Origin of the sequence: Crenobacter cavernae, assembly GCF_003355495.1 — a bacterium.
Classification (GTDB): Bacteria; Pseudomonadota; Gammaproteobacteria; order Burkholderiales; family Chromobacteriaceae; genus Crenobacter; species Crenobacter cavernae.
The window spans coordinates 1172432-1186108 of the sequence record NZ_CP031337.1; the positions used below are offsets into that span (position 1 = coordinate 1172432).

Genomic DNA, 13677 nt, shown 5'->3' on the forward strand with positions numbered 1-13677 from the left:
CCTGAGGACTTCGCATGAGCCTGCCCGCTCACCAGCTTGAATTGTTGTCGCCCGCCAAGACCGTCGAGATCGGCCGCGAGGCGATTCTGCACGGGGCGGACGCGGTCTATATCGGCGGGCCGAGCTTCGGCGCGCGGCACAACGCGTGCAACGAGGTCAGCGAGATCGCCAAACTGGTGAAGTTCGCGCACCGCTACCACGCGCGCATCTTCACCACGCTGAACACCATCCTGCACGACGCCGAGCTCGAGCCGGCGCGCAAGCTGATCTGGCAACTGTACGACGCCGGCGTCGACGCGCTGATCATTCAGGATATGGGCATTCTCGAGATGGACCTGCCGCCTATCCAGCTGCACGCGTCGACGCAGTGCGACATCCGCACCGCCGAGAAAGGGCGATTCCTGTCCGATGCCGGTTTCTCGCAGATCGTGCTCGCGCGCGAGCTGACCATCCCGCAGATCAGGAAGGTCCACGACGCGGTCGGCACCGATGCCACGATCGAATACTTCATCCACGGCGCGCTGTGCGTCGCCTTCTCCGGCCAGTGCTACATCAGCCACGCCGACAACGGCCGCAGCGCCAACCGCGGCGACTGCTCGCAGGCCTGTCGCCTGCCGTACACGCTTACCGACGCCTCGGGCGGCGTGGTGGCGTTCGACAAGCATCTGCTGTCGATGAAGGACAACAACCAGACGGCGAACATGGAAGCGCTGATCGACGCCGGCGTGCGCTCGTTCAAGATCGAGGGGCGCTACAAGGACGTCAGCTACGTCAAGAACATCACCGCGCACTACCGGCTGCTGCTCGACGAGATCCTCGAAACGCGCCCGGAGCTGGCGCGCGCTTCCAGCGGCACGAGCGAGATCTACTTCAGCCCGAACCCGGACAAGACCTTCAACCGCGGCAGCACCGACTACTTCGCGACCGGCCGCAAGGAGGACATCGGCGCGTTCGATTCGCCGAAGTTCGTCGGCGTGCCGATCGGCCACGTCACGCGCGTCGGGCAAGACTGGCTCGAACTGGAAACGCCGGAGACGCTCGCCAACGGCGACGGCCTCAACACCATGCGCAAGCGCGAAGTGGTCGGCGTGCAGGCCAATACGGTGGAGAAGGTTGGCCGAGGCGAGGACGGCGACGTCTGGCGCGTGTGGCCTAACGACGCGCGCGAGGCGCTGTCCGGGCTCAAGGTCGGCGCGACGATCAACCGCAACCGTGACCACGCGTGGGAGCTCGGTTTGCTCAAGAAGTCGGCCGAGCGCCGCGTCGGCGTGTGGCTGAGCCTCGCCGATCACGCCGATGGCCTGATACTTACGATCACCGACGAAGACGGCTGTACCGCGACGGCCTCGGCCAACCTTGTTCTCGAGCCGGCGCGCGACGCGGCGAAAGCACAGGCGGGTCTCGCCGACAGCCTCGCCAAGCTCGGCAACACGATGTTCTTCGCGCACGACGTGAGCCTGAATCTGCAGCAAGCGTGGTTCGTGCCGGCGTCCGCGATCAACGCGCTGCGCCGCGACGCGGTCGAGCAACTCGAAGCCGTGCGTATCAAAGCGTGGCCGCGCCAGCCGCGCAAGGCCCCGGTAGAGCCGCCGGTCGCCTACCCGGAGACGACGCTCTCCTACCTCGCAAACGTCTATAACAGCCTGGCTTGGCAGTTCTACAAGAAGCACGGTGTAGAGGTGATCGACGCCGCCTACGAGGCGCACCAGGAGGAGGGCGAGGTCAGCCTGATGATCACCAAGCACTGCCTGCGCTTCTCGTACAACTTGTGTCCTAAGCAGGCCAAGGGCGTGAAGGGCGTGATGGGCCAGGTGCGCGCCGAGCCGATGACGCTGAAGACCGGCAACGAGACCTACACGCTGAAGTTCGACTGCAAGCCGTGCGAGATGCACGTGATGGGCACGATGAAGAAGCACATCCTCGCGTCGCCGCCGCCGTCGGCGCTGCCTGCGAGCGCGCCTATCACCTTCTTCAAGCAGCGGCCGCAGTAAGCCACCGCCTCCGAGCTCGGCCAAGCTTGCCCCGAGCTGGGTCGAGTTCACGGGCGGGGCCGCTCGATTGATTCCCCCTAATTCGCAGGAAACCGCCGTGTACGCCGATATCAATAATCTGGACACCTGGAGCCGCTACAAGTCCGGCATGTGCCGCGACTGCGTGAGCGCCTGCTGTACCATGCCGGTGGAAGTGAAACTGAGCGATCTGATCCGTCTCGGTATTGCCGACGAGTTCGAACTGGGTGAGCCGATCAAGTCGGTTGCCAAGCGCTTGATGAAGGACGGTATCGTCCAGCATTTCAACTTCAAGAGCGGGCGCTTCACCCTGGCGCAGCGCATCAATGGCGACTGCCTGTATCTGGATGCCAAGAGCCGCTTGTGCACGGTCTATGAGCAGCGTCCGGATACCTGTCGCAATCATCCGCAGATCGGCCCCAAGCCCGGTTACTGCGCCTTTACGCCGACCCCGCAGCGCCGCTGACTGTGGCGGCCGACCCCCGACACCGTCAGGCTCGGCCGGCCTATAAGCGGACGCCGGCCGCGGTAAACTGTCGGCCCTTACGAATGCCATTCCCGCCATGAGCCAAGTCAACAACCCCCTGCACGGCGTGACGCTGGAGAAGATGCTCACCGAGCTGGTGGCCGCCTACGGCTGGCCGACGCTCGGTCAACGCATCGCGATCCGCTGCTTCACGCACGACCCGAGCATCAAGTCGAGCCTGACCTTCCTGCGCCGCACGCCGTGGGCGCGCCAGCAGGTCGAGGACCTGTATATCCGCTTCAAGCAGGACGACGCGAAGGCCCGACCGCCGACCAAGCTGTTTGCCAAGCCGAAGCCGCCGGAGCGCGGCTGAGCGCTCGGCCAAGCTTGAACGCGTCAGCCCGCGTGGCCGGTCGCCTCGGCGCACAGCGTCTTAAGCCTTTCGGCCAGCTCGATCACGCGGCGCGGCACGTCGGCGCGCAGGTGCAGCGCAAGCTCCAGCGCCGGCAGGTCGGCGAAGCCCTCGTCGGCCCCCAGCCGCCTATGTCCCGGCAGCGCGAGCCTCGACGGCAGCACGCTGACGCCGAGCCCGTCGGCGACCGCCGAACGGATGCTGGCGAGGCTCGCGCTGCTGTAGCCGATGCGCCAGCGCCGGCCGACGCTCTCGAGCGAGTGGATCATTTCGTCGCGGTACAGCCCGCCCGGCGGAAACGCCACCAGCGGTAGCGGGTCGCGCTCGTGCGTCGGTTCGGCGAGGCTGTCCAGCCACGCCAGCGGCTCGGGCCAGACGGCGTGGCCCGGCGCGTGCCCCGGGCGCTGCTTGACCAGTACCAGGTCGTAGTCGCCCGAGCAGAATTGCCGCCACAGCGTGTTGCTGAGGCCGCTGGTGACCTCGAGCCGGATCGCCGGGTGCGCGCGCGCGAACGCGGCCAGCGCCGGCGTCAGCGCATCGGACGCGAAGTCTTCCGGCACGCCGATGCGCACCTCGCCTTCGGCGTGGCCCTCGCGCAACTGTTCGACCGCCTCGTCCATCAGGCCCAAGAGACGGCGCGCGTAGCCGAGCAGGCGCTCGCCGTCGTCGGTGGCGACCACGTAGCGGCCGCCGCGGTCGACCAGCTGGCAGCCGAGCTGTTCCTCGAGCCGCCTGAGCTGCTGGCTTACGGTCGACTGGCTCAGGTGCACGCGCTCGCCGGCGCGCGTGAAGCTGCCGCTCTCCACCACCGCGACGAAGCTCTTCAGCAGCAAGGGATCGATCAGCGTCGTCGTCATTGGTTTTTCCACTGGTGATTAGTTGGACATTTCATTTCTGAATGATAGCGCGCGCTCTTAGACTTCCGGCAGGGCCGCGATGCGGCCGTCTTCATTGAACCCAGATTGCGCGCGAGGAGCGACGATGACGATGCACGAAGCCTATTTGCAGGAAGCGCTGCGGCTGGCCGAAGCCAACGTCGACGCCGGCGGCCAGCCGTTCGGCGCGGTGCTGGTGAAGGACGGGCTGTTGATCGCCACCGGCGTCAACGGCATCGACGCCAGCCACGACCCGACCAGCCATTCCGAGATCGAGGCGATCCGCGCCGCCAGCCGCCGTCTCGGCACGCCCGACCTGTCCGGCTCGCAGATGTACGCCAGCGGTTTTCCGTGCGCGATGTGCCTGGCGGCGATGTACCAGGCCGGCGTCGAGGCGGTCTACTACGCCTACGGCGAGGAGGACGGCGCCGCCTACGGCCTGCCGACCGCGCCGCTCTACCAGGTGCTCGGCCAACCCTTCGCCAAGCAGCCGATGCCGCTGGTGCCGGTGGCCTTGCCGTTGCCCGAGCCGCACCTGTACCGCCGCTGGCAGGAGACGTGTCATGGCTGAGACCGGAGCGGGCTGCGTCGCCGTCGAAGCCCCGCGCACGGGCGAGGTGTCGCTCGCCGCGCTGGCCCTGCTGGTGCTGGTGGGGCTGAATCTGCGGCCCTTCCTGACCTCGGTCGGCCCGGTGCTCGAGATGGTGCGCGCCGACACCGGCCTCGGCTATCAAACCGCCGCGGTACTGACGACGCTGCCCTTCGTGCTGATGGGCGTGCTCGCCTTCGCCGGGATCGGGATCGCGCGGCGCTTCGGCGAGACGCGTGCACTCATGGCGGCGCTGGCGCTGCTGGCTCTCGGCTGCGCGTCGCGCGCGTGGGTCGGCGACGCGGCCGGGCTGATCGCCGGAGCGGGCGTCGCCGGCACCGGGGTCGCGGCGATCCAGGCCTTGATGCCGGGCGTCGCCAAGCGCTGGTTTCCCGAGCGCGTGACGCTGGCGATGGGGCTCTATTCGGCGGCGCTGGTCGGCGGCGGCGCGCTCGGTGCGCTGGCGAGCCCCTGGCTGGCCTCGCACGGCGGCTGGCGGCTCGGGCTGGCGGTGTGGTCGCCGATGGCGCTCTTCGCGCTCGTCCTGTGGCTGATACGCGCGCCAGTCGCCTTGCCGGTCGCCGTCGGCGGCCCCGTCCCGGTGTCGGTGATGCGCTTTTTCCGCAATCGGCGCGCGTGGCAGCTGGCGGCCTACTTCGGCCTGGCCAACAGCGGCTACTCGAGCCTGGTCGCGTGGCTGCCGTCGTTCTACCGGCAAGAGGGGCTGAGCCTGCAGGCGTCGGGCAACCTGCTCGCGTGGATGGCGCTGTTCCAGGCGACGGCGGCGTTCGCGTTGCCGATGCTCGCCCGCAGGAGCGCCGACCGCCGCGGCGCGTTGTGGCTGGCGATGGCGCTGCAGGGTGCGGGTTTCGCCGGCCTGGCTTTCGCGCCTTACGCCGCGCCGTGGCTGTGGGTGGCGCTGGCGGGTTTCGGCCTCGGTGGTTTCTTCTCGCTGAGCCTGATCGTCAGCCTCGACCACCTGCCCGGTGCGCAAGGCGCAGGCGCCTTGGCGGCGTTCGTGCAGGGCGCGGGCTTTCTGATCGCGGCGAGCGGCCCGTGGCTGATCGGCTGGCTGTGCGACACCGGCGGCAGCTTCACCACCGGCTGGTCTATCCACCTCGGCGTGGTGGCGGCGATGGCCGCGCTGACCTACGTGTTTTCGCCGGCGAGCTACCGGCGCAGCATGGAAGGCGTGTGAGGCGGGGCCGGGCAGGCTCGGTCAAACAAAAACGGCAGCCGTGAGGCTGCCGTTTTGCGTTGGCGCGGTGAAGATCAGAACGCGTACACGTCGACGATGCGGCTGCCGTTGCCGGCGACCAGGCGCAGCTTCGCCGGCACGGCGTTGCCGGCCGGCACGAGCGCCAGGCCGTCGTAGCTGCCGTCGTCGGCGCCGACGCCGGTGGCGCCGTCGGTCAGCGTGCCCTTGGCGACCGCGCGCTCGGCGCTGTTCACCGCCGGGACGGCTTTCAGGAAGTCCATCGAACCGCCCTTGCCGGACTGGTTGTCGACCGGGCTGGACACGATCACGTTGTGGCCGGCGGTCTTAAGCCTCGATTGCAGCGCGCGGAGGTTGGCGGCGGTGAAGCCGTCGTCGTTGCACAGCAGGATGTTCAAGGCGTGCGCGGGCTGGCCGAGCGCGGCCAACAGCGGCAGGCAGAGGAGGGCGTGCCTGGCGTTCATGTTTTTCTATCGCAGGTTGGATGGCCGCACGAGGATATTGTCTTTGTATGAAGCTATTTGAACGGTCGCGCGACAGATCGATGAAGTAAAAATGACATAAGCACCATTTACATCACAAAACAACGCAAACAGGGTGGCGCTTTGCCGGGCGTCCGGCTATCGTCAAGAAGTATGCTTTTTGGATATGTGAAAGGGATTTCGCCATGAACGGTATCAACTGGAGCCACTGGACCGACGTCGCGATCCAGGTCGGCCTCAACCTCGTCGCCGCGATCGTGCTGTGGCTGGTCGGCCGCTGGCTGATCGGGCTCGCGACGCGGCTGCTCGATGTGCAGCTGGAAAAACGCGGGCTCGACCCGACGCTGCGCCGCTACGCGCATTCCTTCCTGTCGGTCACGCTGACCATCGTGCTGATCGTCGCCATCCTCGGCTTCTTCGGCGTCGAGACGACGACCTTCGCCGCGCTGATCGCCGCCGCCGGCGTCGCCGTCGGCCTGGCGTGGAGCGGCTTGCTCGCCAACTTCGCCGCCGGGCTGTTCCTGATCACGCTGCGCCCGTTCAAGGTCGGCGATGTCATCAGCGCCGCCGGCGTGACCGGCCAGGTGGTCGAGATCGGCCTGTTCGCGACGGTGATCAACACGCCGGACAACGTGCGCACCATCGTCGGCAACAACAAGCTGTTCTCCGACAACATCCAGAACTTCTCGGCCAACCCGGTGCGCCGCGTCGACCTGAAGGCGCAGCTGGCGAACAGCGCCGACCACGCCGGCGCGATAGGGCTGCTGGCCGATAGGCTGAAGGCAGTGCCCAACGTGCTCGCCAGCCCGGCGCCCGATGTCGCGCTGCTCGAATTCACGCCGCTCGGCCCGGTGCTGGCGGTACGCCCGTACTGCCACCCCGACCACTACTGGCAGGTCTACTTCGACACCAACAGGCTGATCCGCGAGGAACTCGGCCGCGCCGGCTTCCCGGCGCCCGAGCAGGCGATGGTGGTGCGCCAGCAAGCCGTCTGAGGCGAGGCTCGGCCAAGCTTTGAAGGTTGGCCGAGCCTTTTGCGACCGGCTCGGGATACGGGCCGGGCCCCGCTGCGGCTGCGCCGTCTACACTGAAACGTCGTCAGCAAGGAGAAACGCTATGAAACTGTATTACGCACCGGGTGCCTGCTCGCTTTCGCCGCACATCGCGCTCATCGAATCCGGTCTGCCTTTCGACACCGAGCGCGTCGATCTGCGTGCGCAGCCGCACACCACCGAAAGCGGTAACGACTACGCGACGATCAACCCCAAGGGCTACGTGCCGGCGCTCGCGCTCGACAACGGCGAGGTGCTGACCGAGGCTGCGGTGGTCGTGCAGTACGTCGCCGACCGCGCGCCGGAAAAACACCTGGCACCGCCGGCCGGCACCATTGAGCGCTACCGGCTGCAGGAATGGCTGAACTTCATCTCGGCCGAGATCCACAAGGGTTTCGGCCCGTTCTGGAGCCCGGCCACGCCGCAGGAACAGAAGGACGCGGCGTGGGCGCGGCTGTCGCAGCGTTTTGCCTGGGTCGAACAGCAACTGGCCGGCAAGGACTACCTGATGGGCCCGTTCAGCGTCGCCGACGGCTACCTGTTCACCATCCTCAACTGGACCGGCTACCACAAGCTGTCGCTCGACCCCTGGCCGGGCCTCAAGGCCTATATGGCGCGCGTCGCCGCGCGGCCGGCGGTCGTGCAGGCGCTGAAGGACGAAGGTCTCGCCTGAACCGCCGTTCTGGTCATCGTGACGCCCCGCTTTGCGGGGCGTTTTCATTGCCGCGCGCCGGCGGCCCGTCATCCGGCTTGTCAAGATACAAATATGAAAAACGTTTATTATTATTAGTGTGTTATGTAAATGGAATTTTTGAGCTATAACGGCAGACATGATCGTCACGTGGCCAAGGGCCGGGGGGGAAAGATGACTTTGCGCGGAATATTTACCGTCTTGACGGCGGGCGGCGTGGCGCTGATGACGGCGCTCGGCCTGACGGCGCTGCAACTGAATGAGGCCGCCACCGAGCTCGAGCTGGCCGAGCAAAGCCGTTACCACAGTTATCTGCTCGCCGACGAATTGCGCCAGAGCTCGGACGAGCTGACCCGCATGGCGCGCACCTACGCGGTGACCGGCGACGCGCGCTACGAGCAGCAGTATCTGGACGTACTGGCGATCCGCGACGGCAAGAAGCCGCGTCCCGAGGGCTACGAGCGGATCTACTGGGACTTCATCGCGGCCGGCGAGGCCAAGCCGCGCCCTGACGGCGAAACGGTGTCCTTGCAGACCCTGCTCGAACGCGCCGGCGTCACCGAGGCGGAGTTCGCCAAGCTGCGCGACGCGCAGGCCCGGTCGGACGCGCTGGTGAAAACCGAAACCGTCGCGCTGAACGCGGTCAAGGGCCGCTTCGACGACGGAAAAGGCGGTTTCACCCGCACCGGCGAGCCGGACCTGGCGTTGGCGCAGCGCATCCTGCACGACGCCGGCTATCACCGCACCAAGGCGGAGATCCTGCGCCCGCTCGACGCCTTCTTCGCGCTGCTCTCCGAGCGCACCGCCGCACAGGTCGCCGCGGCGCAGGCGCACCAGGCATTCTGGATGCAAGTGGTGGTCGGCCTGATCGTGCTGACCGCGCTGACCCTGGCGCTCAGCCTCATGTTCGCCTACCGGAAGCTGATGACCATCCTCGGCGACGAGCCGCAGGCCGTGTCCGAGCAGCTGCGCGAAATTGCCGCCGGTCGCCTCGACGGCGAGATCCGGACGAAGCGCCCCAACAGCGTGCTCGGCGTGCTGGCGCACATGCAGGCCGAACTGGCCGGCATGATCGGCGGCATCCGCCGCGGCAGCGATCAACTAAGGGAAACCGGCGGCAACCTGAAGACGCTGTCCTCGCTGGTGGCCGAAGGCTGCGCGCAGCAGGCGCAATCGACCACCGAAATCGCCGCCGCGGTCGAAGAGCTGGCGGTGGGGGTGGCGGAAATGGCCGGTTCGGCGGAAAACGTCGAACGCTTGACCGGCCAGGCGCAGGCCGACGTCAGCGACGGTGCGGCGCAGGTTTCCGGCGTGGCGCAGAAGATCCACCAGGTGCGCGAGGTGGTGCTGGAGTCGGCGGAAAACGTGCGCGCGCTGGGGCGCGAGTCGGAGAAGATCTCGGCCATCGTCGATACGATCCGCGACGTGGCCGATCAGACCAGCCTGTTGGCGCTGAACGCGGCGATCGAAGCGGCGCGCGCCGGCGAGCAGGGCCGCGGTTTCGCGGTCGTCGCCGACGAGGTGCGCAGGTTGGCCGAGCGCACCGAGGTGTCGACCCGCGAGATCACCGAGATGGTGCAGGCGATCCAGAGCGGCGTGCAGCTGTCGGCGGCCAAGATGGAGCAGGCGGTGGTCGAGGTGGAGGCCGGCAACGTGCTGTCCGGCCAGGTGGAAGAGCGGCTGCAGGGCATCCAGCGGCAAAGCGCCGACGTCCTGACGCTGGTGCAGGGCATCACCCTCGCGCTGGTCGAACAGAAGGCGGCCGGCAGCGAGATCGCCCGCAACGTCGAGCATATCGTCGGCCTGTCCGAGCGCAGCGACCAGGGGGTACGCAGCATCGACGACAACGTCGACACCCTCAATGCCGTCGCCCACGGCCTGCACGAGGCGGTGGCCCGCTTCAAGCTGGCCTGAGCCCGCCCGGTAAAACGCCCCGCGTCGCGGGGCGTTTTGCGTTTCGGGACAAGCTAGATATCGAGCCGCGAGATCTTGGTTCCCTGCAGGGAAACGTTGAACATCAGCCCGGTATTGGTCAGGACGAATCCCGCCACGTCGGCCTGGGCCGTCTTGGTATCGATCGAACCGTCAGCACCGACCTTGATCAGCGCGACGTTGGCGTCGACGCCTGCCGTCCAGCCGCTGCTGTTGCGGAATTTATCGAGTGCCTCCTGCGTCATAAAGACCAGGATGACCGCCTTGGATTGGGCTCCGGCCTGAAGTCCGATCGAGCCGGAGGCGGTTTGGTAGTATCCCGTCGACTTGGCGCCTTCGCGCAGCGCACCTTCGCCGTATTCTCCGCCGATCACCAGGCCGGCGGCGAGGACGGACGGGAAGACCAGCACGCCCTTGGCCTTCGCGACCAGTTCGCGCGAGCCTTTCGCTTCGCGGTAGAGTTTGGTCAGCGTCTCGTCGACGCCCGCATCAATCGTCTGGCGCTTGCTCATGCTCGTGCTGCTTGTCGTCTGCTGGCTGGCGGTGGTCGTACACCCCGCCACGAATAAAGCGCCGATCAGCGCGGCGACTATTGTTGTTCTCTTCATCATCAACCTTTCCCGAAAAGTGCAATCCAGGTCAATTCACAACGAATCTCTGAAAAAAGCGCAGAAATTCGTCAATCGTCATGCCGTGTGTAGCCCAAACAGTATTGACCGACGGCTCAGTGCTTTTCAAGAATCGGCGTCTTGCGCGCAAATCCCGCCGCCGGCGCATCGATATTGCCGCCGCCCGCCCCGTCGGCGGTGCCGGCCATCCGGTGATGTCCCTCGCTTGCCGCCGCCCTTGAGTGGTGCCAGAGTGTGCCGCTGCGTCACACATAAAAACAGCAAGCGAAGGGGAAGTTATGGTTGGGACTCAGAAGTGGGGAAGGTTGAGCACGCGCATCACCGTCGTGGCGGCGGGCGCGGTGTTCGTCGGTTTCGCGGCGATGATCGGGCTGATCGTGAAGATGAGCTACGAGCGCGCGCACGAGGCCGGCTACAAACAGGCGAAAAACTTGGCCGAAGGTTACGGCCATCAGGTCGCCGGCGACATCAACCGCGCGATGGAACTGCCCAAGCACCTGGCGCAGGTGCTGCAAGGGCTGCGGGGCGCCGGCAGCGCCGACCGCAAGCTGGCCGATGCGCTGACGCTAAAATTGCTCGACAACTCGCCGCAGGTGGTCGGCTTGTGGACGTTGTGGGAGCCTGACGCGTTCGACGGCCGCGACGACGCTTACCGCCTCGACTGGCCCAAGCAGGACCCGACCGGCCGTTACAACATCTACGCGACCAAGAACCAAGCCGGCCGCGCGACCGCCGACGTGATGATGTCGAAAGATCGCGTCGCCCAATTCGAGGCTTACCGCGCGAACCCAGAGGCCTACCAGCCCGACTACGAGAAGCCGGGCTGGGGCGACTTCTACTACACGCCCAAGGCGCGCAACCGCGACACGATCACCGAGCCGTTCCCGTACGAGGTGCAGGGCAAGATGCTGCTCGAGAGCTCGCTCGCGGTCGCGATCCGCGACGCGTCCGGCCGTTTCGCCGGCCTCGCCGCGGCCGACCTGTCGCTCGAGGACCTGCAGAAACGCCTAGGCGTGATCCGCCCGTACGACACCGGCTTCGTCCAGCTGGTGTCGGCCGGCGGCCTCTACGTGGTCAACCCCGATGCGTCGACGCTCGGCAAGCCGGTCGCCAAGGACGGCGCGCTGGCCGGTCATCTCGACAAACTGAAGGCCGGCAAGCCCTTCGTGTTCCAGGACGGCGGCTTCACCCACTTCTTCACGCCGATCGCGATCGGCGACACCGGCCAGTTCTGGTCCTTAGGTGTCAGCGTTCCCGACGCGGCGATCACCGCCGCCGCGGTAGAAGTGCGCAATAGCGCGATCGCCATCGGCATCGTCGCGCTGGCGCTGATCCTCGCCGCGCTGTTCGCCGTCGTACGCGTGCTGACGCGGCCGCTGAACCATCTGGCCGACACGATGGAAGGCCTCGCGTCGGGCCAGGGCGACCTGACCGCGCGCATCGAGGTCGCCAACCGCGACGAGATCGGCCGCACCGCCGACGCGTTCAACCGCTTCATCGCCAGTCTGCACGCGATGTTCGCAGACGTGCGCGAACAGAGCGCCGCCGTTTCGCGCGCCGCCGCGCAGCTCGCCGCTTCGGCCGACGAGGTGCGCGTCGCGTCGGCGCAGCAGTCCGACGCCGCCAGCGCGACCGCCGCCGGCGTCGAACAGGTGACGGTCAGCGTGCAACATATCGCCGACACCGCCGGCCAGGCCGAACAAATGGCGCGCGACACCGGCAAGCTGTCCGACGACAGCGTGCGCGTCGTCGAGCGCGTGACCGCCGATATCGGCCGCATCAACGACACGATGCACGGCCTGGCCGGGCGGATGAACGGGCTCGGCCAACGTTCGGAACAGGTGACCGGCATCGTGCAGGTGATCAAGGACATCGCCGAACAGACCAATCTGTTGGCGCTGAACGCGTCGATCGAGGCGGCGCGCGCCGGCGAGCAGGGCCGCGGTTTCGCGGTCGTCGCCGACGAGGTCAGGAACCTGGCGGCGCGCACCGCCGAGGCGACGGTGAAGATCTCGGGCATCGTCACCGCGATCGGTCAGGACACGAACGAGGCGGTGCTCGAGGTGCAGCGCACCAGCCGCCTGATGAGCGACAGCGTCGAGGTCGCGCGCGAGGCGAACGGCACGATGCAGCATGTGCGCGAACGCACCGGCGACCTGGTCACGCGCATGGTCGACATCGCCGCATCGACGCGCGAGCAGTCGTCAGCCAGCGTCGAGATCGCGCAGAACGTCGAACGCATCAGCGGCATGGCGCAGGCGAACGGCGAGACGGTAGCCGAGGTCGCCGCCGCGGTCGCCGAGCTGACCCAGCTCTCGGCCAAGCTCGAAAGGCTGGTCGGCAACTTCAGGCTGTGATGCGCGGCGCCGCGTAGCATGAAAAACGGACGGGTTTCCCCGTCCGTTTTTTTTGTCGAGCGACCGGCTCAGGCGGCCTGCGGAGTTTTCCCCGGCAGCGTGATCGCCAGCGCCGCCGCGACGATGGAGAGCGAGCCGAGCCACTGCAGAGCCGACCACGCCTCGCCGAGGAACACGCAGCCGAGCGCGATCGTGATCAGCGGCTCTACCGTAGACAGCACCGCCGAGCGCGTTGCGCCGAGGCGCCGCATGCCGGCGAACAGCGCGACCAGCGCCAAGGCCGACGAGAAGAAGCCGATGCCGACCACCGCCAGCCAGCCCTGTTCGCTCTGCGGCAGCGCGAAGCCGCCGCCTGACGCGAGCATCAGGCCGTTCGACGTCGCCGCCGACGCGAGCACGACGAAGGCGGCGGCGAACGGGTCGCAGCTCCCGCCGAGCCGGTTGCCGGCCACGAGATACACCGCGTAGAGGAGGCCGGCCAGCACGCCGAGCGCCAGCCCCAAAGGTTGGCCGAGCCCGCCGCCGCCGAGCGCCAGCGCGAGGCCTATAGCCGCCAGGCCCATCGCCAGCCGCTCGCGCCGGCCGAAGCGCTCGTTGCCGGTGGCTGCGGCGATGCCGGCGACGAACAGCGGATACGTGTAGAGCATCAGCGCGACGCCGCCGCTGCTCGCGTACTGCAGCGCGGCGAAGTAGCACCACGCGGCGACGCAGTAGAGCCCGCCGCCCATGAGCGCGTACGCGGCGAGCACGCGGCCGCGCGGCAGCGCGATGCCGCGCGCCAGTACCCAGATTCCCAACAGCCCCGCGCCGATCAGAAAGCGCAGGAAGGTCAGCGTGCCGGGGTTCACGCCGTCGGCGTAGGCGTAGTGCGCGAACAGCGCCATGCTGCCGAAACCGGCGGCCGAACCGGCCACCAGCAGACTTCCCATGAAGGACATGATGGACTCCGAGGCGAGATTGAGCTGCG

At 67.4% G+C, this 13677-nt stretch carries 13 protein-coding genes; 9 read left to right on the forward strand and 4 right to left on the reverse strand.

All coding sequences use genetic code 11. From position 1 onward, the window contains the following. The first annotated feature begins 14 nt into the window (after positions 1-14). The 3 genes from DWG20_RS05735 to DWG20_RS05745 all read left to right on the forward strand — a co-directional run bounded on the left by DWG20_RS05735 (position 15) and on the right by DWG20_RS05745 (position 2848). Positions 15-1991: a peptidase U32 family protein gene (locus DWG20_RS05735; RefSeq protein ID WP_115432910.1), complete on the forward strand. Its 1977-nt coding sequence runs from the start codon at positions 15-17 to the stop codon at positions 1989-1991. A 97-nt stretch (positions 1992-2088) separates the two neighbouring features. Continuing rightward, the gene (locus DWG20_RS05740; protein ID WP_245944780.1) at positions 2089-2475 is read left to right on the forward strand and encodes a YkgJ family cysteine cluster protein; all 387 of its coding nucleotides are present in this window, start codon (positions 2089-2091) and stop codon (positions 2473-2475) included. A 97-nt stretch (positions 2476-2572) separates the two neighbouring features. Next, positions 2573-2848, forward strand: coding sequence for a VF530 family protein (locus DWG20_RS05745; protein WP_115432911.1), 276 nt, complete (start codon positions 2573-2575; stop codon positions 2846-2848). Positions 2849-2871: 23 nt separating this feature from the next. Here DWG20_RS05745 and DWG20_RS05750 read toward each other — a convergent pair whose 3' ends face one another. Next, positions 2872-3744: a LysR family transcriptional regulator gene (locus tag DWG20_RS05750; RefSeq protein WP_115432912.1), complete on the reverse strand. Its 873-nt coding sequence runs from the start codon at positions 3742-3744 to the stop codon at positions 2872-2874. Between the two features lie 124 nt (positions 3745-3868). On the opposite strand from DWG20_RS05750, the gene DWG20_RS05755 reads away from it, so the two are divergent. Beyond that, the gene (locus DWG20_RS05755; protein WP_115432913.1) at positions 3869-4333 is read left to right on the forward strand and encodes a nucleoside deaminase; all 465 of its coding nucleotides are present in this window, start codon (positions 3869-3871) and stop codon (positions 4331-4333) included. Next, entirely contained in the window at positions 4326-5549 is a 1224-nt protein-coding gene (locus DWG20_RS05760) for a cyanate transporter (protein WP_115432914.1), read from the forward strand. The genes DWG20_RS05755 and DWG20_RS05760 overlap by 8 nt, the downstream gene beginning before the upstream one ends. 74 nt (positions 5550-5623) lie before the next feature. On the opposite strand, the gene DWG20_RS05765 is transcribed toward DWG20_RS05760, so the two are convergent. Next, entirely contained in the window at positions 5624-6031 is a 408-nt protein-coding gene (locus tag DWG20_RS05765; RefSeq protein WP_115432915.1) for a 5'/3'-nucleotidase SurE, read from the reverse strand. 203 nt (positions 6032-6234) lie between these two features. Between DWG20_RS05765 and DWG20_RS05770 the strand changes: the two genes are divergently transcribed. From DWG20_RS05770 to DWG20_RS16105, 3 genes are all read left to right on the forward strand, one after another. Continuing rightward, positions 6235-7044: a mechanosensitive ion channel family protein gene (locus DWG20_RS05770; protein WP_115432916.1), complete on the forward strand. Its 810-nt coding sequence runs from the start codon at positions 6235-6237 to the stop codon at positions 7042-7044. A gap of 121 nt (positions 7045-7165) precedes the next feature. After that, a complete protein-coding gene (gstA, locus tag DWG20_RS05775; protein ID WP_115432917.1) occupies positions 7166-7774 on the forward strand; it encodes a glutathione transferase GstA in 609 nt (202 codons plus the stop codon). A 192-nt stretch (positions 7775-7966) separates the two neighbouring features. After that, a complete protein-coding gene (locus tag DWG20_RS16105; protein ID WP_181880979.1) occupies positions 7967-9706 on the forward strand; it encodes a methyl-accepting chemotaxis protein in 1740 nt (579 codons plus the stop codon). A 53-nt stretch (positions 9707-9759) separates the two neighbouring features. On the opposite strand, the gene DWG20_RS05785 is transcribed toward DWG20_RS16105, so the two are convergent. Further along, on the reverse strand, positions 9760-10335 hold the full coding sequence (locus DWG20_RS05785; RefSeq protein ID WP_115432919.1) for a BPSL1445 family SYLF domain-containing lipoprotein: 576 nt from the start codon (positions 10333-10335) through the stop codon (positions 9760-9762). A gap of 296 nt (positions 10336-10631) precedes the next feature. Here DWG20_RS05785 and DWG20_RS05790 point away from each other — a divergent pair, with 296 nt between their 5' ends. Next, positions 10632-12710 (forward strand): methyl-accepting chemotaxis protein, encoded by a 2079-nt coding sequence (locus tag DWG20_RS05790; protein WP_115432920.1) that lies wholly within the window; start codon positions 10632-10634, stop codon positions 12708-12710. 68 nt (positions 12711-12778) lie between these two features. Here the strand turns inward: DWG20_RS05790 and DWG20_RS05795 are convergent, their stop codons facing one another. Continuing rightward, the gene (locus tag DWG20_RS05795) at positions 12779-13648 is read right to left on the reverse strand and encodes a DMT family transporter (protein ID WP_115432921.1); all 870 of its coding nucleotides are present in this window, start codon (positions 13646-13648) and stop codon (positions 12779-12781) included. Positions 13649-13677: the final 29 nt, after the last annotated feature.